This window comes from Staphylococcus sp. FSL W8-1270 (genome assembly GCF_038007165.1).
In the GTDB taxonomy this organism is placed as follows: domain Bacteria; phylum Bacillota; class Bacilli; order Staphylococcales; family Staphylococcaceae; genus Staphylococcus; species Staphylococcus hominis.
This window is the reverse complement of record NZ_JBBOWQ010000001.1, coordinates 2,093,274-2,119,509: the sequence shown is the minus strand read 5'-3', so window position 1 is coordinate 2,119,509 and position 26,236 is coordinate 2,093,274. Positions and strand designations below refer to the sequence as shown.

Sequence of the window (26,236 nt, the reverse complement as noted above, 5' to 3'; positions counted from 1 at the left end):
AGTTGAAATACTAGCCTTTATAAGCTAGATTATGTTACAATTTTTGTTAGCTTTATTATAGAAATAGGAGGAAATGACGCATGCAGAAAGCTTTTCGCAATGTGCTAGTTATCGCAATTATTGGCGTTATTATATTCGGTGTTTTCTCATATATCAATGGTAATGGAAATACACCGAAACAACTTTCCTATTCACAGTTTGTAGAGAAATTGGATAAAGGTGATCTTAAAACTTTAGAAATCCAACCTGAACAAAATGTGTACTTGGTAAGTGGTAAAACTAAAAATGATGAAGATTATTCTTCAACGATTTTATACAATAACGAAAAAGATTTACAAAAAATAACAAGTGAAGCTCGTAGCCAAAAAGGATTAGATTTTACAGTTAAAGAAGAAGAAAAACAAAGTGTCTTTGTCAGTATGTTGACAACGCTTATTCCTGTATTAATTATTGCTTTCTTATTTATATTCTTCCTTAGCCAAGCACAAGGTGGCGGCGGTGGAGGTCGTATGATGAACTTTGGTAAATCCAAAGCAAAAATGTACGACAATCAAAAACGTCGTGTTCGCTTCTCAGATGTTGCTGGGGCAGACGAAGAAAAACAAGAGTTAATTGAAATTGTAGATTTCTTAAAAGATAATAAGAAATTTAAGAAAATGGGTTCAAGAATTCCTAAAGGTGTCTTACTTGTAGGCCCACCAGGTACAGGTAAAACATTATTAGCACGTGCCGTTGCAGGTGAAGCTGGAGCTCCATTCTTCTCAATCAGTGGTTCTGACTTCGTTGAAATGTTTGTAGGTGTTGGTGCAAGTCGAGTACGTGATTTATTTGAAAATGCTAAGAAAAATGCACCATGTATTATTTTCATAGACGAAATTGATGCTGTTGGTCGTCAACGTGGTGCAGGTGTTGGTGGCGGTCACGATGAACGTGAACAAACGCTTAACCAATTATTAGTTGAAATGGATGGTTTCGGTGAGAATGAAGGTATCATTATGATTGCAGCAACCAACCGTCCTGACATTTTAGACCCTGCATTATTACGTCCTGGTCGTTTCGATAGACAAATTCAAGTAGGTCGTCCAGATGTTAAAGGCCGTGAAGCGATTCTTCATGTTCATGCTAAAAACAAACCACTTGATGAAACTGTCGATTTAAAAGCTATTTCTCAAAGAACGCCTGGTTTCTCTGGTGCTGATTTAGAAAACCTATTGAACGAAGCATCATTAATTGCCGCACGTGAAGGTAAAAATAAAATTGATATGCGTGATATTGAAGAAGCAACAGACCGAGTGATTGCGGGTCCAGCGAAAAAATCTCGTGTTATTTCTGATAAAGAACGTAATATTGTAGCACATCATGAAGCAGGGCATACAGTCATTGGTATGGTACTTGATGAAGCAGAAGTTGTACACAAAGTAACGATTGTGCCTCGTGGACAAGCAGGTGGTTACGCAATGATGTTACCTAAACAAGACCGCTTCTTAATGACAGAACCAGAATTGTTAGATAAAATTTGTGGTCTTTTAGGTGGTCGTGTATCTGAAGATATTAACTTCCATGAAGTATCAACTGGTGCTTCAAACGACTTTGAAAGAGCAACACAAATTGCACGTTCAATGGTCACTGAATATGGTATGAGTAAGAAATTAGGACCTTTACAATTCTCTACAAGCGGTGGCGGTCAAGTCTTCTTAGGTAAAGATATGCAAGGTGAACCTAACTATTCAGGCCAAATTGCTTATGAAATTGATAAAGAAGTTCAACGTATTATTAAAGAACAATATGAACGTTGTAAACAAATTTTATTAGAACATGAATCACAATTGAAACTGATTGCTAAAACATTATTAACTGAAGAAACACTAGTAGCAGAACAAATACGTTCATTATTCTATGATGGTGTTTTACCAACAGTGGATTATGATGCAGCTAAAGTGGTAAAAGATGAAGATAGAGATGATTCTGAGTTCTCAAACGGTAAATATGGTAAATCTTATGATGACATTCGTGAAGAACAACTTGAAGAAGGTCGTAAAGATGAAGCAGAAGACCGCAGAGAAGATGACAGAATCGATCATGATAGAAACAATCATCGTTCAGACCGTAATCAATCTCAAAATCATTCACAACGAAATGATAGAGATGAAACAGGTTATGAACAATCTCCAAATATAGAGCATCCAACAGATTCAAATCATAGAGAATCATAGTTAGTCATAAAAACTCTTTCGACTCGGGTTAAATAACCTTAATCGAAAGAGTTTTTAATATGATATAGGAGCATTATATACCCTAGAGCAAGTTACTTCATATTCTTAAATAAGCAGTGTAAAATAGATATTCTTAATAAAGGATTTAATATTAGATTTTAAAATAAATGAAACAAACGAAATAAAATAACATAAAGGAGAGATTAGAGTAATGACACATGATTATATTGTTAAATCATTGGCTTTTGATGGAGAAGTACGTGCGTATGCTGCATTAACAACTGAATCAGTTCAAGAAGGCCAAACACGTCACTATACATGGCCTACAGCTTCAGCAGCGATGGGGAGAACAATGACAGCAACGTTATTAATGGGGGCAATGTTAAAAGGAGATCAAAAGCTTACTGTCACAGTAGATGGTAAGGGCCCAATTGGTCGAATTATTGCTGATGCAGATGCACAAGGAAATGTCCGTGCATATGTTGACCATCCTCAAACCCATTTTCCACTTAATGATCAAGGTAAATTGGATGTAAGACGAGCAGTAGGTACTGAGGGTGCAATTCAAGTCGTTAAGGATGTAGGAATGAAAGATTATTTCTCAGGCGCAAGTCCAATCGTTTCTGGTGAGCTTGGAGAAGATTTCACTTATTATTTTGCGACAAGTGAACAAACACCGTCATCAGTGGGATTAGGGGTACTTGTTAACCCTGATAATTCTATTAAAGCAGCGGGTGGATTTATTATACAAGTCATGCCAGGCGCTAAAGAAGAAACTATTACTAAATTAGAAAATGCAATTAACCAAATGCAGCCAGTTTCTAAATTGATTGAACAAGGCTTAACACCAGAAGGTATCTTAAATGAAATTTTAGGTGAAGAGAATGTACAAATTTTGGAAACAATGGATGCACAATTTGAATGTAATTGTAGTCATGAAAAATTCCTAAATGCAATTAAAGGTTTAGGTGAAGCAGAAATTGAAGATATGATTAAAGAAGATCATGGTGCTGAGGCCGTGTGTCATTTCTGTGGAAATAAATATCATTATTCTGAAGGCGAACTTCAAGAACTACTTGATACAATAAAAAAATAGTAGAATGTTGATGAGGCTGGGACATAATTTCTAACAAATTAGCCAGTAAATGAGTTTATTATAAATTCATTTACTGGCTTCTTTATTTACAATACTACGTATTGTTGGCTCGTTTTCTTAGGGGACAGCTTCAGCCTGTAGTCTTCAACTTGTCCTGTTCCCTCAAGAGTCTCGCCAAAATACTTTGTATTTATATGTAATTTTACATTGAAATACTTTAAAAAAATAAGGCACTTTCGTATAATTTAATAAATGTCACTAAACTAAATTAACGAGGTGCCTTATGTATAAAGATTATAACATGACTCAACTTACTCTACCATTGGAAACTTCAGTTCTTATCCCCACAAATGATATTTCACGACATGTCAATGATATTGTAGAAACAATTCCTAAAACTGAATTCGATGAATTCAGACATCATCGTGGTGCAACCTCATACCATCCCAAAATGATGTTAAAAGTCATTCTATATGCCTACACACAATCTGTGTTTTCAGGACGTAAGATAGAAAAATTACTTAATGATAGCATCCGGATGATGTGGTTATCACAAAATCAAAAGCCTTCTTATAAAACGATTAATCGATTTAGAGTCAATCCAAAAGTAGATGCTTTATTAGAATCATTATTTATTCAATTTCATAGTCAGTGTTTGAAACAACATCTTATAGATGATCAAACCATTTTTATTGATGGTACGAAAGTTGAGGCGAATGCCAATCGATATACATTTGTATGGAAAAAAAGTATTCAAAACCATGAGACAAAGATGAATGAAGATTCTAAAGCACTCTATCACGAATTGGTAACAAATAAAATTATACCTGAGATTAAAAAAGATCACGATAATGACTTAACAAAGGAAGAAATAGATTTGATTGGTAGTCATTTGGATAAAGAAATCGAAGATTTAAATCAACATATCGATAATGAAAAATGTACTAAAATAAGAAAACAAATACGGCTCAAAAGAACTAAAATTAAACAATATAAAAAGCAAATTAATGATTACTCTGGGCGAAAGTATAAATACGACGTCCAAAAATCTATTTTAAAGGATAGAAATAGTTATTCTAAAACAGATCATGATGCCACATTTATGAGAATGAAAGAAGATCATATGAAAAATGGACAACTCAAGCCAGGTTATAATTTACAAATAGCGACAAATTCTCAATTCGTTTTATCTTATAATGTGTATCAAAATCCGACTGATACAAGAACGATGATACCATTTTTAAATTCAATTCAAGAGACCTACGGTCATTTACCTGAATATATTGTAGCTGATGCAGGTTATGGTAGCGAGCCCAATTATATGGCAATTATAGATGATTTTAATCGAATACCACTTATAACCTACGGTATGTTTATAAAAGATAAAACTAAAAAATATAAAAGCGACATCTTTAACACTCAAAATTGGGATTATGACGAAATTAACGATGAATATATTTGTCCAAACAATAAGCGATTGGGTTTTAAAAGATATGCCTATCGGCATGATAAATATGGGTTTAAGAGAGACTTCAAATTATATGAATGTGATGATTGTTCAGAATGTCCTCTGAGACACCAATGCATGAAATACAATTCAAAAACGAATAAAAAAATAATGAAAAATTATAATTGGGAATATTTTAAAGCCCAAATTAATAAAAAGCTTTCAGAACCAAAAATAAAAACCATCTACAGTCAAAGAAAAATTGATGTGGAGCCTGTTTTTGGATTTATGAAGGCTATTTTGGGTTTCACTCGAATGTCCGTTCGAGGGATAAATAAAGCCAAAAGAGAACTAGGATTTGTGCTAATGGCACTTAATATAAGAAAAGTAACAGCTCAACGAGCTGAAAATAATCAAAAAAATTATAAAAAAGACAATTTCTATATTATTTCAATAGAAATTGTCTTTTTTCACTTATCCAGATACTTTATGTCCCGAACTCTTTTTTTATGGGAAGAACTAAATGTAACTAATGAAAGTAAAATATTACATCATATTTAAAGAAATATCTTTGTCTTTTTAGAAAATTCTGATAGAATATAGTTATATCCGATAGAAAAACTAAGTTTTAAATTAGAAAGTTAAAGGAGCGTTTTTTCGATGGCACAAAAACCTGTAGAAAATATTACACAAATTATTGGCAACACACCGGTAGTAAAATTAAGAAACGTAGTAGATGAAGATGCGGCAGATGTATATGTAAAATTAGAGTATCAAAATCCAGGTGGCTCTGTAAAAGACCGTATTGCTTTAGCAATGATTGAAAAAGCTGAAAAAGAAGGGAAAATTAAACCTGGTGATACAATTGTAGAACCAACAAGTGGTAATACTGGTATTGGTTTAGCATTTGTTTGTGCAGCTAAAGGTTATAAAGCAGTATTTACTATGCCTGAAACAATGAGTTCTGAACGTCGCAACTTATTAAAAGCATATGGTGCGGAATTAGTGTTAACACCTGGATCTGAAGCAATGAAAGGTGCTATTAAGAAAGCTAAAGAATTGAAAGAAGAACATGGTTATTTCGAACCTCAACAATTTGAAAATCCAGCTAACCCTGAAGTACATGCATTAACAACTGGTCCTGAATTAGTTGAACAATTTGAAGGCAAACAAATTGATGCTTTCTTAGCAGGTGTTGGTACTGGCGGTACACTATCTGGTGTAGGTAAAGTCTTAAAAGAGAAATATCCTAACGTTGAAATTGTAGCAATTGAACCAGAAGGATCTCCTGTATTAAGTGGTGGAGAACCTGGACCACATAAATTACAAGGTTTAGGTGCTGGCTTTGTACCTGATACTTTAAATACTAATATTTATGATAGTATCATTAAAGTTGGTAATGAAACTGCAATGGAAACATCACGTCGTGTGGCTAAAGAAGAAGGTATCTTAGCAGGTATTTCTTCAGGCGCAGCAATTTATGCAGCAATCGAAAAAGCAAAAGAGTTAGGTAAAGGTAAAACAGTTGTAACAGTATTACCAAGTAATGGTGAACGTTACTTATCTACACCATTATATTCATTCGATGACTAATGATGATATAAGTTGATATTTGAATATCATGTTTTAAATAAGAAATGGCTGGTTTCGTAAAAGGCGGAGCCAGCTATTTTTTAGTATAAAGGTTCTTTTAGTTAACAATACTGAAATATAGACTAAATGAGTGTATCATGTGAGTATACATATTTATTTTTAAAACAAAGGATGATTGATAGTGGGTAAAACAAAAATTATGGGAATCTTAAATGTAACGCCTGATTCATTTTCAGATGGTGGTCAGTATAATTCAATTGATAACGCAGTTACACGTGCTAAAGAAATGATTGATGAAGGCGTAGATATTATTGATGTAGGAGGCGTATCAACAAGACCTGGGCACACAGAAGTGTCTTTAGAAGAAGAAATGCAACGTGTAGTGCCAGTTGTAGAAGAATTAGTAAAACTAAATGTACAAATTTCCATAGATACATATCGCAGTGAAGTTGCTGAAGCTTGTCTAAGATTAGGGGCCACAATGATTAATGACCAATGGGCTGGGTTATATGATCCTCATATTTTAGATGTAGTTGCTAAATATGAAGCGGAAATTGTGTTAATGCATAATGGAGATGGCCAACGTGACCAACCAGTTGTAGAAGAAATGCTATTAACACTTATAAAGCAAGCAAATAAAGCAGAAATGGCAGGGATTCCAAAACATAAAATATGGTTAGATCCTGGAATTGGATTTGCCAAAAGTAGAAAAGAAGAAAATGAAGTAATGGCTCGATTAGATGAATTAGTTGCTACAGAGTATCCAGTTTTATTAGCGACAAGTCGTAAACGTTTTATTAGAGAGATGATTTCTACTGATACGACACCTAAAGAAAGAGATGAGGCCACTGCTGCTACTACTGCCTATGGTATAATGAAAGGCATAAAAGCAGTTCGCGTACATAATGTTGAATTAAATGTACGTTTAGCTCAAGGTATAGATTTTTTGAAGGAGAATGAAAATGAACGACATGATCTTTCTTAAAGGGATGAAGTTTTATGGATATCATGGTGCACTCGCAGCTGAGAATGAAATAGGTCAAATTTTTTTAGTAGACGTAACTTTAAAAGTAGACTTATCAAAAGCGGGGCAGACAGATAATGTTAAAGATACTGTGCATTATGGTGAAGTATTTGAGGATGTAAAAGATATTGTTGAAGGTCCACCTTGCAATTTAATCGAGCATCTAGCTGAACGTATTGCAAAACGTATAAATTCACACTATAATCGTGTAATGGAAACGAAAGTCAGAATCACTAAAGAAAATCCCCCTATACCTGGTCATTACGATGGTGTGGGTATTGAAATAGTGAGGGAGAATCGTTAATGGTACAAGCATATTTAGGTTTAGGAAGTAATATTGGTGATAGAAAACAACAACTTCTTAAGGCAATTGATTTAATTGGAAACATTAAGGGTATAAAGGTAACAAAACAATCATCGATATATGAAACTGCACCGATTGGCTATACTGATCAGCCTAATTTCTTGAATTTGTGTTTAGAGATTGAAACAGAGTTGTCACCTCAGCAATTGCTTAAGCATTGTTTAGACATTGAACAACAACTGCATCGAGTAAGAGAAATACGTTGGGGTCCTAGAACATTAGATATAGATATCTTATTATATAGTGATAATATTATTGAAACAGACAATTTAAGTATACCTCACCCACGAATGCAAGAACGTGCTTTTGTACTTATACCGTTGAACGATATTGCATCGGACAAAAAGGATCCACGATTAAATCAGAAAATTCATGATTTAGTTTTTCCAGATGATACGGTTAAGAAATATAAAGATTAAGTGCTAAGATAAGTGCTTAAATTCTTAAGATATAAATATATTTTAAGAATTTAACTATGTGACTATGTATAAAATAGTGAATGGAAAATATTTTTAATAAGTACATAACATCCATTAATAGTAAAACAGGAAGATTAAAGGAGAGAGAGTAATGTCAGAAGAAATGAATGACCAAATGCAGGTTCGTCGACAAAAATTACAAGAACTTATTGATTTAGGAATTGACCCATTTGGTAAACGCTTTGAACGCACAGCTACTGCAAGTGAATTAAAAGAAAAATGGGATCATTTTTCTAAAGAAGAATTACATGAAAAAGAAAACGAAAGTCATGTTTCTATTGCAGGGCGTTTAATGACAAAACGTGGTAAAGGTAAAGCAGGATTTGCACATGTACAAGATTTAACTGGTCAAATTCAAATTTATGTACGTAAAGATCAAATTGGCGAAGAACCTTTTGATAACCTTTGGAAAACAACGGATTTAGGTGACATTGTAGGTATTGAAGGTGTCATGTTTAAAACAAATACTGGCGAATTATCAGTAAAAGCAAAATCATTTACATTATTATCTAAAGCTTTAAGACCATTACCTGATAAATTTCATGGTTTACAAGATATTGAGCAAAGATATCGCCAACGTTATCTAGATTTAATTACTAACCAAGATAGTACTCGTACATTTATTAACCGTAGTAAAATCATCCAAGAAATGAGAAATTATTTAAATCAAAGAGGTTATTTAGAAGTAGAAACGCCAATGATGCATCAAATCGCTGGTGGTGCTGCAGCTCGACCATTTGTTACCCATCATAATGCACTAGATGCAACGTTATATATGCGTATTGCGATAGAGTTACATTTAAAACGATTAATTGTAGGCGGATTAGAAAAAGTTTATGAAATTGGTCGTGTATTCCGTAATGAAGGTGTATCAACACGCCATAATCCTGAGTTTACTATGATAGAGTTATATGAAGCATATGCCGATTATCATGATATTATGGATTTAACAGAATCTATGGTTAGACATATTGCACAAACTGTATTAGGTTCAGCAAAAGTGCAATATAATGGCGAAGAAATTGACTTAGAATCAGATTGGAAACGACTTCATATTGTAGACGCTGTTAAAGAGGCTACAGGTGTAAACTTTTATAATGTGAAAACGGATGAAGAAGCTAAAGCATTAGCTAAAGAGCATGGTATCGAAATTACAGAAAACATGAAATATGGACATATTTTAAATGAATTCTTTGAACAAAAAGTTGAAGAAACATTAATTCAACCTACATTTATTTATGGACATCCAATTGAAATTTCTCCACTTGCTAAGAAAAATCCAGAAGATCCAAGATTTACTGATCGTTTCGAGTTGTTTATTGTAGGTAGAGAACATGCAAATGCTTTCACAGAATTAAATGATCCAATCGATCAACGTGAACGTTTTGAAGCACAACTTGTTGAAAAAGAACAAGGTAACGATGAAGCTCATGAAATGGATGAAGATTACATTGAAGCGCTTGAATACGGTATGCCACCAACAGGCGGACTAGGAATTGGAATTGATCGTTTAGTTATGTTGTTAACAGATTCACCATCTATTAGAGATGTATTATTATTCCCTTACATGAGACAAAAATAAGATCAATATAAATTAAAAGCGTTGCTTGCTAAGGTAAGCAACGCTTTTTTATGAAAAACAAAATGAAAAAAATTAATTAAAAAAGGACTAGATATTATATATATGATGTGGTAGTATACTATGAGTGTTCAAAAATTAAATCCTTTTTTAAAAATTAATTTAAAAAATCTTTAAAAACTTATTGACATTAAACTTTGTTTATTATAAGATATAAAAGTCGTCAAAAACGAAAGTTAATTTTGTAAAACGCTTGTAAAAAGAATTTTAATAAAGTGTAAAATTAACTATTGAAAAATTAATTAATTAGTAATATACTTGTTTAAGTAAGTTGTTGTCTGGTGACAATGGCAAGGAGGTCACACCTGTTTCCATGCCGAACACAGAAGTTAAGCTCCTTAGCGCCGATGGTAGTTGGACTGACGTTCCGCTAGAGTAGGACGTTGCCAGGCTTACTTGATAGGAGAATTAGCTCAGCTGGGAGAGCATCTGCCTTACAAGCAGAGGGTCGGCGGTTCGAACCCGTCATTCTCCACCATTTACTTTTCAGCCGGCCTAGCTCAATTGGTAGAGCAACTGACTTGTAATCAGTAGGTTGGGGGTTCAAGTCCTCTGGCCGGCACCATCTTTGAGCCATTAGCTCAGTTGGTAGAGCATCTGACTTTTAATCAGAGGGTCAGAGGTTCGAATCCTCTATGGCTCATACGATTTATTTTAATATGCGGAAGTAGTTCAGTGGTAGAACACCACCTTGCCAAGGTGGGGGTCGCGGGTTCGAATCCCGTCTTCCGCTCCATTATTTTGCCGGGGTGGCGGAACTGGCAGACGCACAGGACTTAAAATCCTGCGGTGAGAGATCACCGTACCGGTTCGATTCCGGTCCTCGGCACCAATTTAAATATAGCGCCCGTAGCTCAACTGGATAGAGCGTTTGACTACGGATCAAGAGGTTATGGGTTCGACTCCTATCGGGCGCGCCATTTAAAATTATCAATTTAATATACGGGAAGTAGCTCAGCTTGGTAGAGCACTTGGTTTGGGACCAAGGGGTCGCAGGTTCGAATCCTGTCTTCCCGACTTCTTTAAAAATATGGGGGCTTAGCTCAGCTGGGAGAGCGCCTGCTTTGCACGCAGGAGGTCAGCGGTTCGATCCCGCTAGTCTCCACCATTTAATTAATATCAAATGAACATTGAAAACTGAATGACAATATGTCAACGTTAATTCCAATAAAGTAACTTAAATGTTACAAACACTATTTAGTATTATGAGCTAATCAAACATCATAAATTTTTATGGAGAGTTTGATCCTGGCTCAGGATGAACGCTGGCGGCGTGCCTAATACATGCAAGTCGAGCGAACAGACGAGGAGCTTGCTCCTTTGACGTTAGCGGCGGACGGGTGAGTAACACGTAGGTAACCTACCTATAAGACTGGGATAACTTCGGGAAACCGGAGCTAATACCGGATAATATTTCGAACCGCATGGTTCGATAGTGAAAGATGGCTTTGCTATCACTTATAGATGGACCTGCGCCGTATTAGCTAGTTGGTAAGGTAACGGCTTACCAAGGCAACGATACGTAGCCGACCTGAGAGGGTGATCGGCCACACTGGAACTGAGACACGGTCCAGACTCCTACGGGAGGCAGCAGTAGGGAATCTTCCGCAATGGGCGAAAGCCTGACGGAGCAACGCCGCGTGAGTGATGAAGGTCTTCGGATCGTAAAACTCTGTTATTAGGGAAGAACAAACGTGTAAGTAACTGTGCACGTCTTGACGGTACCTAATCAGAAAGCCACGGCTAACTACGTGCCAGCAGCCGCGGTAATACGTAGGTGGCAAGCGTTATCCGGAATTATTGGGCGTAAAGCGCGCGTAGGCGGTTTTTTAAGTCTGATGTGAAAGCCCACGGCTCAACCGTGGAGGGTCATTGGAAACTGGAAAACTTGAGTGCAGAAGAGGAAAGTGGAATTCCATGTGTAGCGGTGAAATGCGCAGAGATATGGAGGAACACCAGTGGCGAAGGCGACTTTCTGGTCTGTAACTGACGCTGATGTGCGAAAGCGTGGGGATCAAACAGGATTAGATACCCTGGTAGTCCACGCCGTAAACGATGAGTGCTAAGTGTTAGGGGGTTTCCGCCCCTTAGTGCTGCAGCTAACGCATTAAGCACTCCGCCTGGGGAGTACGACCGCAAGGTTGAAACTCAAAGGAATTGACGGGGACCCGCACAAGCGGTGGAGCATGTGGTTTAATTCGAAGCAACGCGAAGAACCTTACCAAATCTTGACATCCTTTGACCCTTCTAGAGATAGAAGTTTCCCCTTCGGGGGACAAAGTGACAGGTGGTGCATGGTTGTCGTCAGCTCGTGTCGTGAGATGTTGGGTTAAGTCCCGCAACGAGCGCAACCCTTAAGCTTAGTTGCCATCATTAAGTTGGGCACTCTAAGTTGACTGCCGGTGACAAACCGGAGGAAGGTGGGGATGACGTCAAATCATCATGCCCCTTATGATTTGGGCTACACACGTGCTACAATGGACAATACAAAGGGCAGCGAAACCGCGAGGTCAAGCAAATCCCATAAAGTTGTTCTCAGTTCGGATTGTAGTCTGCAACTCGACTACATGAAGCTGGAATCGCTAGTAATCGTAGATCAGCATGCTACGGTGAATACGTTCCCGGGTCTTGTACACACCGCCCGTCACACCACGAGAGTTTGTAACACCCGAAGCCGGTGGAGTAACCATTTGGAGCTAGCCGTCGAAGGTGGGACAAATGATTGGGGTGAAGTCGTAACAAGGTAGCCGTATCGGAAGGTGCGGCTGGATCACCTCCTTTCTAAGGATATATTCGGAACATCTCATAGAGATGATACGGATTAACGTGACATATTGTATTCAGTTTTGAATGTTTATTTTTAAACATTCATGATTAATTGAATATTGCATTGACTATTATATTTTGTTATAATACTTAATTGTGATTATTAATTAATGACATTGTACATTGAAAACTAGATAAGTAAGTAAATAGATTTTACCAAGCAAAACCGAGTGAATAGAGTTTTAAATAAGCTTGAATTCATAAAAAATAATCGCTAGTGTTCGAAAGAACACTCACAGATTAATAACTATATTAGATTAAGTTATTAAGGGCGCACGGTGGATGCCTTGGCACTAGAAGCCGATGAAGGACGTTACTAACGACGATATGCTTTGGGTAGCTGTAAGTAAGCGTTGATCCAGAGATTTCCGAATGGGGGAACCCAACACAAGTTATGTTGTGTTATCGACAAGTGAATTCATAGCTTGTCAGAAGGCAGACCCGGAGAACTGAAACATCTTAGTACCCGGAGGAAGAGAAAGAAAATTCGATTCCCTGAGTAGCGGCGAGCGAAACGGGAAGAGCCCAAACCAATAAGCTTGCTTATTGGGGTTGTAGGACACTCTATACGGAGTTACAAAGGAATATATTAAATGAATCATCTGGAAAGTTGAATCAAAGAAGGTAATAATCCTGTAGTTGAAAATATATTCTCTCTTGAGTGGATCCTGAGTACGACGGAGCACGTGAAATTCCGTCGGAATCTGGGAGGACCATCTCCTAAGGCTAAATACTCTCTAGTGACCGATAGTGAACCAGTACCGTGAGGGAAAGGTGAAAAGTACCCCGGAAGGGGAGTGAAAGAGAACTTGAAACCGTGTGCTTACAAGTAGTCAGAGCCCGTTAATGGGTGATGGCGTGCCTTTTGTAGAATGAACCGGCGAGTTACGATCTGATGCAAGGTTAAGCAGAAAATGTGGAGCCGTAGCGAAAGCGAGTCTGAATAGGGCGTATAGTATTTGGTCGTAGACCCGAAACCAGGTGATCTACCCATGGTCAGGTTGAAGTTCAGGTAACACTGAATGGAGGACCGAACCGACTTACGTTGAAAAGTGAGCGGATGAACTGTGGGTAGCGGAGAAATTCCAATCGAACTTGGAGATAGCTGGTTCTCTCCGAAATAGCTTTAGGGCTAGCCTCAAGTGATGATTATTGGAGGTAGAGCACTGTTTGGACGAGGGGCCCCTCTCGGGTTACCGAATTCAGACAAACTCCGAATGCCAATTAATTTAACTTGGGAGTCAGAACATGGGTGATAAGGTCCGTGTTCGAAAGGGAAACAGCCCAGACCACCAGCTAAGGTCCCAAAATATATGTTAAGTGGAAAAGGATGTGGCGTTGCCCAGACAACTAGGATGTTGGCTTAGAAGCAGCCATCATTTAAAGAGTGCGTAATAGCTCACTAGTCGAGTGACACTGCGCCGAAAATGTACCGGGGCTAAACATATTACCGAAGCTGTGGATTGTCCTTTGGACAATGGTAGGAGAGCGTTCTAAGGGCGTTGAAGCATGATCGCAAGGACATGTGGAGCGCTTAGAAGTGAGAATGCCGGTGTGAGTAGCGAAAGACGGGTGAGAATCCCGTCCACCGATTGACTAAGGTTTCCAGAGGAAGGCTCGTCCGCTCTGGGTTAGTCGGGTCCTAAGCTGAGGCCGACAGGCGTAGGCGATGGATAACAGGTTGATATTCCTGTACCACCTATAATCGTTTTAATCGATGGGGGGACGCAGTAGGATAGGCGAAGCGTACGATTGGATTGTACGTCTAAGCAGTGAGATTGAGTGTTAGGCAAATCCGGCACTCTTAAGATTGAGCTGTGATGGGGAGAGGAAATTGTTTCCTCGAGTCGTTGATTTCACACTGCCGAGAAAAGCCTCTAGATAGAGATTAGGTGCCCGTACCGCAAACCGACACAGGTAGTCAAGATGAGAATTCTAAGGTGAGCGAGCGAACTCTCGTTAAGGAACTCGGCAAAATGACCCCGTAACTTCGGGAGAAGGGGTGCTCTTTAGGGTGCAAGCCCAGAAGAGCCGCAGTGAATAGGCCCAAGCGACTGTTTATCAAAAACACAGGTCTCTGCTAAACCGTAAGGTGATGTATAGGGGCTGACGCCTGCCCGGTGCTGGAAGGTTAAGAGGAGTGGTTAGCTTCTGCGAAGCTACGAATCGAAGCCCCAGTAAACGGCGGCCGTAACTATAACGGTCCTAAGGTAGCGAAATTCCTTGTCGGGTAAGTTCCGACCCGCACGAAAGGCGTAACGATTTGGGCACTGTCTCAACGAGAGACTCGGTGAAATCATAGTACCTGTGAAGATGCAGGTTACCCGCGACAGGACGGAAAGACCCCGTGGAGCTTTACTGTAGCCTGATATTGAAATTCGGCACAGCTTGTACAGGATAGGTAGGAGCCTTTGAAACGTGAGCGCTAGCTTACGTGGAGGCGTTGGTGGGATACTACCCTAGCTGTGTTGGCTTTCTAACCCGCACCACTTATCGTGGTGGGAGACAGTGTCAGGCGGGCAGTTTGACTGGGGCGGTCGCCTCCTAAAAGGTAACGGAGGCGCTCAAAGGTTCCCTCAGAATGGTTGGAAATCATTCATAGAGTGTAAAGGCATAAGGGAGCTTGACTGCGAGACCTACAAGTCGAGCAGGGTCGAAAGACGGACTTAGTGATCCGGTGGTTCCGCATGGAAGGGCCATCGCTCAACGGATAAAAGCTACCCCGGGGATAACAGGCTTATCTCCCCCAAGAGTTCACATCGACGGGGAGGTTTGGCACCTCGATGTCGGCTCATCGCATCCTGGGGCTGTAGTCGGTCCCAAGGGTTGGGCTGTTCGCCCATTAAAGCGGTACGCGAGCTGGGTTCAGAACGTCGTGAGACAGTTCGGTCCCTATCCGTCGTGGGCGTAGGAAATTTGAGAGGAGCTGTCCTTAGTACGAGAGGACCGGGATGGACATACCTCTGGTGTACCAGTTGTCGTGCCAACGGCATAGCTGGGTAGCTATGTATGGACGGGATAAGTGCTGAAAGCATCTAAGCATGAAGCCCCCCTCAAGATGAGATTTCCCAACTTCGGTTATAAGATCCCTCAGAGATGATGAGGTTAATAGGTTCGAGGTGGAAGCGTGGCGACATGTGGAGCTGACGAATACTAATCGATCGAAGACTTAATCAATTTTTTCAAGTTTTGCGACGCAAATCTTTACTTACTATCTAGTTTTGAATGTATAATCATTCATTTGTCTGGTGACAATGGCAAGGAGGTCACACCTGTTCCCATGCCGAACACAGAAGTTAAGCTCCTTAGCGCCGATGGTAGTTGGACTGACGTTCCGCTAGAGTAGGACGTTGCCAGGCAACCACATTTGACCGACAGGTCTTTTTTTGTGGCTAATTAAATATTTTTTAAAAATGTTGTTGACTTTCAAGTTAATAACGAGTATAATTAATTCTTGTGTTGAAGAAAATGAACATTGAAAACTGAATGACAATATGTCAACGTTAATTCCAATAAAGTAACTTAAATGTTACAAACACTATTTAGTATTATGAGCTAATCAAACATCATAAATTTTTATGGAGAGTTTGATCCTGGCTCAGGATGAACGCTGGCGGCGTGCCTAATACATGCAAGTCGAGCGAACAGACGAGGAGCTTGCTCCTTCGACGTTAGCGGCGGACGGGTGAGTAACACGTAGGTAACCTACCTATAAGACTGGGATAACTTCGGGAAACCGGAGCTAATACCGGATAATATTTCGAACCGCATGGTTCGATAGTGAAAGATGGCTTTGCTATCACTTATAGATGGACCTGCGCCGTATTAGCTAGTTGGTAAGGTAACGGCTTACCAAGGCAACGATACGTAGCCGACCTGAGAGGGTGATCGGCCACACTGGAACTGAGACACGGTCCAGACTCCTACGGGAGGCAGCAGTAGGGAATCTTCCGCAATGGGCGAAAGCCTGACGGAGCAACGCCGCGTGAGTGATGAAGGTCTTCGGATCGTAAAACTCTGTTATTAGGGAAGAACAAACGTGTAAGTAACTGTGCACGTCTTGACGGTACCTAATCAGAAAGCCACGGCTAACTACGTGCCAGCAGCCGCGGTAATACGTAGGTGGCAAGCGTTATCCGGAATTATTGGGCGTAAAGCGCGCGTAGGCGGTTTTTTAAGTCTGATGTGAAAGCCCACGGCTCAACCGTGGAGGGTCATTGGAAACTGGAAAACTTGAGTGCAGAAGAGGAAAGTGGAATTCCATGTGTAGCGGTGAAATGCGCAGAGATATGGAGGAACACCAGTGGCGAAGGCGACTTTCTGGTCTGTAACTGACGCTGATGTGCGAAAGCGTGGGGATCAAACAGGATTAGATACCCTGGTAGTCCACGCCGTAAACGATGAGTGCTAAGTGTTAGGGGGTTTCCGCCCCTTAGTGCTGCAGCTAACGCATTAAGCACTCCGCCTGGGGAGTACGACCGCAAGGTTGAAACTCAAAGGAATTGACGGGGACCCGCACAAGCGGTGGAGCATGTGGTTTAATTCGAAGCAACGCGAAGAACCTTACCAAATCTTGACATCCTTTGACCCTTCTAGAGATAGAAGTTTCCCCTTCGGGGGACAAAGTGACAGGTGGTGCATGGTTGTCGTCAGCTCGTGTCGTGAGATGTTGGGTTAAGTCCCGCAACGAGCGCAACCCTTAAGCTTAGTTGCCATCATTAAGTTGGGCACTCTAAGTTGACTGCCGGTGACAAACCGGAGGAAGGTGGGGATGACGTCAAATCATCATGCCCCTTATGATTTGGGCTACACACGTGCTACAATGGACAATACAAAGGGCAGCGAAACCGCGAGGTCAAGCAAATCCCATAAAGTTGTTCTCAGTTCGGATTGTAGTCTGCAACTCGACTACATGAAGCTGGAATCGCTAGTAATCGTAGATCAGCATGCTACGGTGAATACGTTCCCGGGTCTTGTACACACCGCCCGTCACACCACGAGAGTTTGTAACACCCGAAGCCGGTGGAGTAACCATTTGGAGCTAGCCGTCGAAGGTGGGACAAATGATTGGGGTGAAGTCGTAACAAGGTAGCCGTATCGGAAGGTGCGGCTGGATCACCTCCTTTCTAAGGATATATTCGGAACATCTCATAGAGATGATATGGAATAACGTGACATATTGTATTCAGTTTTGAATGTTTATTTTAAACATTTAAATATTTAATGGGCCTGTAGCTCAGCTGGTTAGAGCGCACGCCTGATAAGCGTGAGGTCGGTGGTTCGAGTCCACTCAGGCCCACCATTAAATTTGTACATTGAAAACTAGATAAGTAAGTAAATAGATTTTACCAAGCAAAACCGAGTGAATAGAGTTTTAAATAAGCTTGAATTCATAAAAAATAATCGCTAGTGTTCGAAAGAACACTCACAGATTAATAACTATATTAGATTAAGTTATTAAGGGCGCACGGTGGATGCCTTGGCACTAGAAGCCGATGAAGGACGTTACTAACGACGATATGCTTTGGGTAGCTGTAAGTAAGCGTTGATCCAGAGATTTCCGAATGGGGGAACCCAACACAAGTTATGTTGTGTTATCGACAAGTGAATTCATAGCTTGTCAGAAGGCAGACCCGGAGAACTGAAACATCTTAGTACCCGGAGGAAGAGAAAGAAAATTCGATTCCCTGAGTAGCGGCGAGCGAAACGGGAAGAGCCCAAACCAATAAGCTTGCTTATTGGGGTTGTAGGACACTCTATACGGAGTTACAAAGGAATATATTAAATGAATCATCTGGAAAGTTGAATCAAAGAAGGTAATAATCCTGTAGTTGAAAATATATTCTCTCTTGAGTGGATCCTGAGTACGACGGAGCACGTGAAATTCCGTCGGAATCTGGGAGGACCATCTCCTAAGGCTAAATACTCTCTAGTGACCGATAGTGAACCAGTACCGTGAGGGAAAGGTGAAAAGTACCCCGGAAGGGGAGTGAAAGAGAACTTGAAACCGTGTGCTTACAAGTAGTCAGAGCCCGTTAATGGGTGATGGCGTGCCTTTTGTAGAATGAACCGGCGAGTTACGATCTGATGCAAGGTTAAGCAGAAAATGTGGAGCCGTAGCGAAAGCGAGTCTGAATAGGGCGTATAGTATTTGGTCGTAGACCCGAAACCAGGTGATCTACCCATGGTCAGGTTGAAGTTCAGGTAACACTGAATGGAGGACCGAACCGACTTACGTTGAAAAGTGAGCGGATGAACTGTGGGTAGCGGAGAAATTCCAATCGAACTTGGAGATAGCTGGTTCTCTCCGAAATAGCTTTAGGGCTAGCCTCAAGTGATGATTATTGGAGGTAGAGCACTGTTTGGACGAGGGGCCCCTCTCGGGTTACCGAATTCAGACAAACTCCGAATGCCAATTAATTTAACTTGGGAGTCAGAACATGGGTGATAAGGTCCGTGTTCGAAAGGGAAACAGCCCAGACCACCAGCTAAGGTCCCAAAATATATGTTAAGTGGAAAAGGATGTGGCGTTGCCCAGACAACTAGGATGTTGGCTTAGAAGCAGCCATCATTTAAAGAGTGCGTAATAGCTCACTAGTCGAGTGACACTGCGCCGAAAATGTACCGGGGCTAAACATATTACCGAAGCTGTGGATTGTCCTTTGGACAATGGTAGGAGAGCGTTCTAAGGGCGTTGAAGCATGATCGCAAGGACATGTGGAGCGCTTAGAAGTGAGAATGCCGGTGTGAGTAGCGAAAGACGGGTGAGAATCCCGTCCACCGATTGACTAAGGTTTCCAGAGGAAGGCTCGTCCGCTCTGGGTTAGTCGGGTCCTAAGCTGAGGCCGACAGGCGTAGGCGATGGATAACAGGTTGATATTCCTGTACCACCTATAATCGTTTTAATCGATGGGGGGACGCAGTAGGATAGGCGAAGCGTACGATTGGATTGTACGTCTAAGCAGTGAGATTGAGTGTTAGGCAAATCCGGCACTCTTAAGATTGAGCTGTGATGGGGAGAGGAAATTGTTTCCTCGAGTCGTTGATTTCACACTGCCGAGAAAAGCCTCTAGATAGAGATTAGGTGCCCGTACCGCAAACCGACACAGGTAGTCAAGATGAGAATTCTAAGGTGAGCGAGCGAACTCTCGTTAAGGAACTCGGCAAAATGACCCCGTAACTTCGGGAGAAGGGGTGCTCTTTAGGGTGCAAGCCCAGAAGAGCCGCAGTGAATAGGCCCAAGCGACTGTTTATCAAAAACACAGGTCTCTGCTAAACCGTAAGGTGATGTATAGGGGCTGACGCCTGCCCGGTGCTGGAAGGTTAAGAGGAGTGGTTAGCTTCTGCGAAGCTACGAATCGAAGCCCCAGTAAACGGCGGCCGTAACTATAACGGTCCTAAGGTAGCGAAATTCCTTGTCGGGTAAGTTCCGACCCGCACGAAAGGCGTAACGATTTGGGCACTGTCTCAACGAGAGACTCGGTGAAATCATAGTACCTGTGAAGATGCAGGTTACCCGCGACAGGACGGAAAGACCCCGTGGAGCTTTACTGTAGCCTGATATTGAAATTCGGCACAGCTTGTACAGGATAGGTAGGAGCCTTTGAAACGTGAGCGCTAGCTTACGTGGAGGCGTTGGTGGGATACTACCCTAGCTGTGTTGGCTTTCTAACCCGCACCACTTATCGTGGTGGGAGACAGTGTCAGGCGGGCAGTTTGACTGGGGCGGTCGCCTCCTAAAAGGTAACGGAGGCGCTCAAAGGTTCCCTCAGAATGGTTGGAAATCATTCATAGAGTGTAAAGGCATAAGGGAGCTTGACTGCGAGACCTACAAGTCGAGCAGGGTCGAAAGACGGACTTAGTGATCCGGTGGTTCCGCATGGAAGGGCCATCGCTCAACGGATAAAAGCTACCCCGGGGATAACAGGCTTATCTCCCCCAAGAGTTCACATCGACGGGGAGGTTTGGCACCTCGATGTCGGCTCATCGCATCCTGGGGCTGTAGTCGGTCCCAAGGGTTGGGCTGTTCGCCCATTAAAGCGGTACGCGAGCTGGGTTCAGAACGTCGTGAGACAGTTCGGTCCCTATCCGTCGTGGGCGTAGGAAATTTGAGAGGAGCTGTCCTTAGTACGAGAGGACCGGGATGGACATACCTCTGGTGTACCAGTTGTCGTGCCAACGGCATAGCTGGGTAGCTATGTATGGACGGGATAAGTGCTGAAAGCATCTAAGCATGAAGCCCCCCTCAAGATGAGATTTCCCAACTTCGGTTATAAGATCCCTCAGAGATGATGAGGTTAATAGGTTCGAGGTGGAAGCGTGGCGACATGTGGAGCTGACGAATACTAATCGATCGAAGACTTAATCAATTTTTTCAAGTTTTGCGACGCAAATCTTTACTTACTATCTAGTTTTGAATGTATAATCATTCATTTGTCTGGTGACAATGGCAAGGAGGTCACACCTGTTCCCATGCCGAACACAGAAGTTAAGCTCCTTAGCGCCGATGGTAGTTGGACTGACGTTCCGCTAGAGTAGGACGTTGCCAGGCAAATCATTGTATGGATGCGATGAGCTGATATTGAGACCGTGAGGTCTCTTTTTTTATTTTAAAATATATATCTATATATAACTAATTAAAAGATGACTAAATGAATATACACTAAGGATTGCTAGCATAGTGACTTTCTTAAAAAAGTTCACGTTCAATGACTACCAATCCAAAATGAGTCAGAACTTATTTCTTCTATTTAAACAGTAAGTGCTTTAATAAGCGCATTAACATGCTTCTCTAATTTTTCTTCTGGGATACCTCCAAAGCCAATTAAGAAGGTAGGAGGTTGTGCTTTTTTGTTGCTATAAGGATAAGGCGTTAATTTAAGATTGCATTTTTTTGTTCTTTTTATGCATTCATTTAATGTTAAATTATTTTTAACTACAAGTGTGAAGTGCATTCCTGTTAGTGCGCCTTCAATTTTCAATTGTCCTTTATATGGTGTTAGTTTTTCTAAAATAAAAGTTAATTTATTTTTATATATTCTTCTCATTTTATTAAGATGACGTTCAAAGCTACCAGTTGCCATAAATTGTGCTACCATATGTTGTAGATGTACAGGCACAGTATTGCTTTCAACATATTTCATCTCTCGGAATAATTTTAGCAGTTTATTTGGTAAGACAATGTATGCCATACGACAACTTGGATAAAGCGATTTCGAAAATGTACTAATATATATTACTTTTTGTTTTTTATCTAAATTCTGTAATGCTGGAATAGGTTTTCCGAAATATCTAAATTCTGAATCATAATCATCTTCAATAATATATCGTTCTTTCTTTTGTTGTGCCCATTTTATAAGTTGTGTGCGCTTCTTTAAACTCATCACATATCCTGTTGGAAATTGATGAGATGGTGTGATATATAAAATATCATTATTTTTTTGAAAGACTTCATCGATATTAATTCCATCTTTTTCTACTCTAGCTTGTGTATAACTTATTCTATGCTTATCCAGTACATGTTTAATTGGTGGATAACTAGGTTGTTCTATAATAAATGATGAATCTTTTAATAAATCAGTGACCATATTTAATAATTGTTCAGTTGAAGAGCCAATTATGATTTGATCTGGATGACAAGATACTCCTCTACTATTAAATAAATAATGAGAAATTTGCTGTCTTAAGTTAAATTCTCCCTGAACGCTTCCTTTACTCAAAAGGGCAAGTTGATCTTCTTCAAATACTTCTTTAGCATACCTTTTAAATAAATGGCTAGGAAAATGTTCAGCATCAATTTCAGCTAAATTGAATTGATACTGATACGTATTTTTCTGTGTAGTCTTATCAGTTTCTAATATATCACTTATTTCAGGATAACTATTTGTTACTGGTAATGATTGAATTTCTGAAACATAATAACCTGAACGTGGTTTTGAGTATATAAATCCTTCATCTAAAAGTAACTGATAGGCATGCTCAATTGTAGTATGACTAAGTGATAAATGTTGACTCAACTGTCTTTTAGATGGAAATTTATCGTTTGATTCATATACACCTTCAATAATTTGTTTTTTTAGCTTTTCATATAAAGAAATATATAATGATTTTTTCTTCGTCATAAATCTGACCCCTAATTTTTTATTAAAATTGTACCTTTTTAAACATCAGTTTATATTTTAAAATGGATTTAATCAATTGAAAAGGGGTTTTATAAATGTCTAAAATTGTAGGATCTGAAAGAGTTAAACGCGGTATGGCTGAAATGCAAAAAGGCGGCGTCATTATGGATGTTGTGAATGCTGAACAAGCTAGAATCGCAGAGGAAGCTGGAGCAGTAGCAGTTATGGCCTTAGAACGCGTACCATCTGATATTAGAGCAGCTGGTGGTGTAGCACGTAGTGCCAATCCTAAAATTGTTGAAGAAGTAATGAATGCTGTTTCAATTCCAGTAATGGCTAAAGCACGTATTGGTCATATTACAGAAGCACGTGTATTAGAAGCTATGGGTGTAGACTATATTGATGAATCTGAAGTTCTTACTCCTGCAGATGAAGAATTTCATTTAAGAAAAGATCAATTTACTGTACCATTTGTTTGTGGTTGCCGTAATTTAGGTGAAGCAGCACGACGTATTGGCGAAGGTGCAGCGATGTTACGTACTAAAGGAGAACCTGGAACAGGTAATATTGTAGAAGCTGTACGTCACATGAGAAAAGTTAATTCTGAGGTTAGTCGTCTAACTGTAATGAATGACGATGAAATTATGACTTATGCCAAAGAATTAGGTGCACCATATAATGTATTAAAACAAATTAAAGAAGAAGGTCGTTTACCAGTAGTAAACTTTGCAGCGGGTGGTGTAGCAACACCTCAAGATGCTGCCTTAATGATGGAATTAGGTGCTGATGGGGTATTTGTGGGTTCAGGTATTTTTAAATCTGAAGCTCCAGAAAAATTTGCAAAAGCTATTGTTCAAGCTACAACTCATTATCAAGATTATGAATTAATTGGAAAATTAGCAGCTGAATTAGGAACTGCAATGAAAGGTTTAGATATAAATAAAATCTCATTAGAAGAACGTATGCAAGAGCGTGGTTGGTAATTTATGAAGATTGGTGTATTAGCGTTACAAGGTGCAGTACGTGAACATATTCGTCACATTGAATTAAGTGGTCACGAAGGTATAGCAGTTAAGAAAGTTGAACAATTAGATGAAATTGATGGTCTTATTCTCCCTGGTGGTGAATCTACAACTTTAAGAAGACTTATGGATTTATATGGCTTTAAAGAAAAATTACAACAATCTGATTTACCAATGTTTGGAACTTGCGCAGGTCTTATTGTGCTTGCAAAAGATGTAGAAGGTGAGACAGGATATCTAAAAAAATTAGATATTACTGTTGCGCGTAATTCCTTTGGTAGACAAGTAGATAGTTTTGAAGCTGAGTTAGATGTTAAAGGTATTGCAAAAGATATAGAAGGTGTCTTTATAAGAGCACCACATATTGTTAGTGTAGAAAATAATGTAGAAATATTAAGTTCTATTAGTGATAAAATAGTAGCTGTTAAGCAAGGGAAATACCTAGGGGTGTCTTTCCACCCAGAATTAACAGATGACTATCGTATAACTCAGTATTTTATTGAACATATAGTTAAATAAAAAAAGCTTGAGATTAAAGTCTCAAGCTTTTTCTTATTAAATGAAGAATCCAGCGATAGCAGCTGAAATAAATGATACAAGTGTTGCACCGAATAATAACTTAATACCAAAACGTGCTACGACATCACCTTTTTCAGAGTTAAGTGATTTAATCGCACCAGAAATGATACCAATAGAACTAAAGTTAGCAAATGAAACTAGAAATACAGACGTAATACCTTTTGCATGTTCAGAAATACCCTTCAAGCTTCCAAGTGATTGCATAGCAACAAATTCATTAGATAATAATTTTGTTGCCATCACAGAACCTGATTTAACTGCATCCTGCCAAGGAACACCTGCTAAGAAAGCAAATGGCGCAAACACAAAACCAATTAACGTTTGGAAATCCCATTTGATTGCTCCGCCAGAAATTAAACTAAAAATACCACTTACAAGGCCATTTAATAAAGCAATGATTGCAATGTAGCCAATTAACATTGCACCAACGATAACTGCTACTTTGAAACCATCTAAAATATATTCACCTAACATTTCAAAAAATGATTGTTTTTTAGTTTCTGATTCATCCACTAGCAATTTATCATCTTCTTCATTAACTGTATAAGGGTTAATAATAGAAGCAATAATGAAGCCACCAAATAAGTTTAATACAACCGCTGTAACAACGTATTTAGGTTCAATCAATGTAAAATATGCACCGATAATAGATGCAGATACAGTAGACATTGCAGAAGCAGTTAAAGTATATAAACGTTGTTTAGGTATATATGGTAATTGTTGTTTTAATGAAATAAATACTTCAGATTGGCCAAGAATCGCAGCTGCTACTGCATTATATGATTCTAAACGCCCCATACCATTAATTTTAGAGATTAAGAACCCTAACACATTAATAATCCATGGAAGAATTCTAGTATATTGTAAAATACCAATTAATGCCGAAATAAATACGATTGGTAATAAGACACTAAAGAAGAATGGTGGATTTTTTGGATCTACAAATTTAAATCCTCCAAAAACAAAATTAACCCCTTCAGCAGCTTTTTGTAACAAATAGTTAAATCCATTTGAAATACCACCAATAATTGTAATACCAGCAGTCGTTTTCAAAAGAATAAATGCGAATATAAGTTGAATAATTAATAATAATCCAACATAATGCCAACGAACATTCTTTTTATCTGAACTAAATAAAAATGCCAGCGCTAAAAAGACAATAATCCCAATGATCCCAATAAGAATATGCATAATTCTACTCCTTTAAAATTCTCTTTATCTTATATAATACAATAAAATAATAGAAGTAACATTAATATTTTTAAATAAAAAAACAAATTGGTTGAAAAAGGTCAAAGTTGGTCATATAATATAGTCAAAGAAGGTCAAAAGGGGTGGTAAATCATGCACAACATGTCTGACATCATAGAACAATACATTAAACAATTATTTGAAGAAAGTAATGAAGATATGGTAGAAATTCAAAGAGCTAATATTGCTCAACGTTTCGATTGTGTGCCTTCTCAACTCAACTATGTTATTAAAACGAGATTTACAAATGAACATGGTTATGAAATAGAAAGTAAACGTGGTGGAGGAGGATATATCCGAATCACGAAAATTGAAAATAAAGATGCAACGGGTTATATTAATCATCTATTGCAATTAATTGGTCCTTCTATATCTCAACAGCAAGCATATTATATAATTGATGGTTTGTTAGATAAAGGATTAATTAGTGATAGAGAAGCAAGAATGATTCAAGTGATTATTGATCGTGAAACACTATCAATGGATGTTGTTTCTAGAGATATTATTAGAGCAAATATTCTCAAACGATTATTACCTATCATTAATTACTATTAATAAATAATAAAGAAATGCGAGGTGTCT

General features: G+C 39.2%; 13 protein-coding genes, 9 tRNA genes and 7 rRNA genes. 27 read left to right on the top strand and 2 right to left on the bottom strand.

The features are described 5' to 3' along the window. The first annotated feature begins 80 nt into the window (after positions 1-80). From ftsH to rrf (NSU06_RS10485), 24 genes are all read left to right on the top strand, one after another. Complete coding sequence (gene ftsH / locus NSU06_RS10600; RefSeq protein ID WP_048762012.1) at positions 81-2,213, top strand: ATP-dependent zinc metalloprotease FtsH; 2,133 nt, start codon at positions 81-83, stop codon at positions 2,211-2,213. Positions 2,214-2,424: 211 nt separating this feature from the next. Further along, a complete protein-coding gene (gene hslO / locus NSU06_RS10595; protein ID WP_017176410.1) occupies positions 2,425-3,309 on the top strand; it encodes an Hsp33 family molecular chaperone HslO in 885 nt (294 codons plus the stop codon). Positions 3,310-3,592: 283 nt separating this feature from the next. Beyond that, positions 3,593-5,317: an IS1182 family transposase gene (locus NSU06_RS10590; protein WP_340779987.1), complete on the top strand. Its 1,725-nt coding sequence runs from the start codon at positions 3,593-3,595 to the stop codon at positions 5,315-5,317. A gap of 99 nt (positions 5,318-5,416) precedes the next feature. After that, positions 5,417-6,349 carry a cysteine synthase A gene (gene cysK, locus NSU06_RS10585; protein WP_002449949.1) on the top strand — a complete coding sequence of 311 codons (933 nt, stop codon included), beginning with the start codon at positions 5,417-5,419 and terminating at the stop codon, positions 6,347-6,349. Positions 6,350-6,530: 181 nt separating this feature from the next. After that, positions 6,531-7,334, top strand: a complete 804-nt coding sequence (gene folP, locus NSU06_RS10580) for a dihydropteroate synthase (protein WP_048680149.1) — start codon at positions 6,531-6,533, stop codon at positions 7,332-7,334. Then, complete coding sequence (folB, locus tag NSU06_RS10575) at positions 7,312-7,677, top strand: dihydroneopterin aldolase (protein WP_017176408.1); 366 nt, start codon at positions 7,312-7,314, stop codon at positions 7,675-7,677. The genes folP and folB overlap by 23 nt, the downstream gene beginning before the upstream one ends. Next, a complete protein-coding gene (gene folK, locus NSU06_RS10570; RefSeq protein WP_017176407.1) occupies positions 7,677-8,156 on the top strand; it encodes a 2-amino-4-hydroxy-6-hydroxymethyldihydropteridine diphosphokinase in 480 nt (159 codons plus the stop codon). Before folB ends, folK begins: the two co-directional genes overlap by 1 nt. Positions 8,157-8,307: 151 nt before the next feature. Then, entirely contained in the window at positions 8,308-9,798 is a 1,491-nt protein-coding gene (lysS, locus tag NSU06_RS10565) for a lysine--tRNA ligase (protein WP_070517256.1), read from the top strand. A gap of 334 nt (positions 9,799-10,132) precedes the next feature. Further along, positions 10,133-10,247: ribosomal RNA gene (rrf, locus tag NSU06_RS10560) — 5S ribosomal RNA — on the top strand. A 10-nt stretch (positions 10,248-10,257) separates the two neighbouring features. Further along, positions 10,258-10,333, top strand: a tRNA-Val gene (locus NSU06_RS10555). A gap of 11 nt (positions 10,334-10,344) precedes the next feature. Beyond that, positions 10,345-10,420 (top strand) — tRNA-Thr (locus NSU06_RS10550). Between the two features lie 5 nt (positions 10,421-10,425). After that, a tRNA-Lys gene (locus NSU06_RS10545) sits at positions 10,426-10,498 on the top strand. 18 nt (positions 10,499-10,516) lie between these two features. Continuing rightward, a tRNA-Gly gene (locus NSU06_RS10540) sits at positions 10,517-10,591 on the top strand. A gap of 7 nt (positions 10,592-10,598) precedes the next feature. Beyond that, a tRNA-Leu gene (locus tag NSU06_RS10535) sits at positions 10,599-10,687 on the top strand. Positions 10,688-10,698: 11 nt separating this feature from the next. Then, positions 10,699-10,775: transfer RNA gene (locus tag NSU06_RS10530), tRNA-Arg, on the top strand. Between the two features lie 23 nt (positions 10,776-10,798). Next, positions 10,799-10,872, top strand: a tRNA-Pro gene (locus tag NSU06_RS10525). 15 nt (positions 10,873-10,887) lie between these two features. Further along, positions 10,888-10,963, top strand: a tRNA-Ala gene (locus NSU06_RS10520). A gap of 122 nt (positions 10,964-11,085) precedes the next feature. Then, positions 11,086-12,636: ribosomal RNA gene (locus NSU06_RS10515) — 16S ribosomal RNA — on the top strand. 300 nt (positions 12,637-12,936) lie between these two features. After that, positions 12,937-15,858: ribosomal RNA gene (locus NSU06_RS10510) — 23S ribosomal RNA — on the top strand. Positions 15,859-15,925: 67 nt separating this feature from the next. After that, positions 15,926-16,040: ribosomal RNA gene (gene rrf, locus NSU06_RS10505) — 5S ribosomal RNA — on the top strand. A gap of 216 nt (positions 16,041-16,256) precedes the next feature. After that, a 16S ribosomal RNA gene (locus NSU06_RS10500) occupies positions 16,257-17,807 on the top strand. Positions 17,808-17,906: 99 nt separating this feature from the next. Then, positions 17,907-17,983 (top strand) — tRNA-Ile (locus tag NSU06_RS10495). 145 nt (positions 17,984-18,128) lie between these two features. Further along, positions 18,129-21,050, top strand: a 23S ribosomal RNA gene (locus NSU06_RS10490). A 67-nt stretch (positions 21,051-21,117) separates the two neighbouring features. Beyond that, positions 21,118-21,232 (top strand): 5S ribosomal RNA (gene rrf, locus NSU06_RS10485). The 16S, 23S and 5S rRNA genes sit together here with 9 tRNA genes alongside, the layout of an rRNA operon. A gap of 199 nt (positions 21,233-21,431) precedes the next feature. Here the strand turns inward: rrf (NSU06_RS10485) and pdxR are convergent. Further along, the gene (pdxR, locus tag NSU06_RS10480) at positions 21,432-22,802 is read right to left on the bottom strand and encodes a MocR-like pyridoxine biosynthesis transcription factor PdxR (RefSeq protein ID WP_049382347.1); all 1,371 of its coding nucleotides are present in this window, start codon (positions 22,800-22,802) and stop codon (positions 21,432-21,434) included. 95 nt (positions 22,803-22,897) lie between these two features. On the opposite strand from pdxR, the gene pdxS reads away from it, so the two are divergent. Both pdxS and pdxT read left to right on the top strand, forming a co-directional pair. Further along, on the top strand, positions 22,898-23,785 hold the full coding sequence (gene pdxS / locus NSU06_RS10475) for a pyridoxal 5'-phosphate synthase lyase subunit PdxS (protein ID WP_017175298.1): 888 nt from the start codon (positions 22,898-22,900) through the stop codon (positions 23,783-23,785). Between the two features lie 3 nt (positions 23,786-23,788). Then, entirely contained in the window at positions 23,789-24,343 is a 555-nt protein-coding gene (gene pdxT / locus NSU06_RS10470; RefSeq protein ID WP_017175299.1) for a pyridoxal 5'-phosphate synthase glutaminase subunit PdxT, read from the top strand. 36 nt (positions 24,344-24,379) lie between these two features. Here pdxT and NSU06_RS10465 read toward each other — a convergent pair whose 3' ends face one another. Continuing rightward, positions 24,380-25,594 (bottom strand): NupC/NupG family nucleoside CNT transporter, encoded by a 1,215-nt coding sequence (locus NSU06_RS10465; protein ID WP_017175300.1) that lies wholly within the window; start codon positions 25,592-25,594, stop codon positions 24,380-24,382. Positions 25,595-25,747: 153 nt separating this feature from the next. On the opposite strand from NSU06_RS10465, the gene NSU06_RS10460 reads away from it, so the two are divergent. Continuing rightward, positions 25,748-26,209 carry a CtsR family transcriptional regulator gene (locus NSU06_RS10460; protein ID WP_002449017.1) on the top strand — a complete coding sequence of 154 codons (462 nt, stop codon included), beginning with the start codon at positions 25,748-25,750 and terminating at the stop codon, positions 26,207-26,209. The last annotated feature ends 27 nt before the right edge of the window (positions 26,210-26,236 follow it).

Bases quoted from the DNA above. Each gene is read 5' to 3' on its own strand.
- pdxS (WP_017175298.1), top strand. From the start codon at position 22,898: ATGTCTAAAATTGTAGGATCTGAAAGAGTTAAACGCGGTATGGCTGAA.
- NSU06_RS10460 (WP_002449017.1), top strand. From the start codon at position 25,748: ATGCACAACATGTCTGACATCATAGAACAATACATTAAACAATTATTT.
- pdxT (WP_017175299.1), top strand. From the start codon at position 23,789: ATGAAGATTGGTGTATTAGCGTTACAAGGTGCAGTACGTGAACATATT.
- cysK (WP_002449949.1), top strand. From the start codon at position 5,417: ATGGCACAAAAACCTGTAGAAAATATTACACAAATTATTGGCAACACA.
- lysS (WP_070517256.1), top strand. From the start codon at position 8,308: ATGTCAGAAGAAATGAATGACCAAATGCAGGTTCGTCGACAAAAATTA.
- folK (WP_017176407.1), top strand. From the start codon at position 7,677: ATGGTACAAGCATATTTAGGTTTAGGAAGTAATATTGGTGATAGAAAA.
- pdxR (WP_049382347.1), bottom strand. From the start codon at position 22,802: ATGACGAAGAAAAAATCATTATATATTTCTTTATATGAAAAGCTAAAA.
- ftsH (WP_048762012.1), top strand. From the start codon at position 81: ATGCAGAAAGCTTTTCGCAATGTGCTAGTTATCGCAATTATTGGCGTT.
- NSU06_RS10590 (WP_340779987.1), top strand. From the start codon at position 3,593: ATGTATAAAGATTATAACATGACTCAACTTACTCTACCATTGGAAACT.
- hslO (WP_017176410.1), top strand. From the start codon at position 2,425: ATGACACATGATTATATTGTTAAATCATTGGCTTTTGATGGAGAAGTA.
- folB (WP_017176408.1), top strand. From the start codon at position 7,312: ATGAACGACATGATCTTTCTTAAAGGGATGAAGTTTTATGGATATCAT.
- NSU06_RS10465 (WP_017175300.1), bottom strand. From the start codon at position 25,594: ATGCATATTCTTATTGGGATCATTGGGATTATTGTCTTTTTAGCGCTG.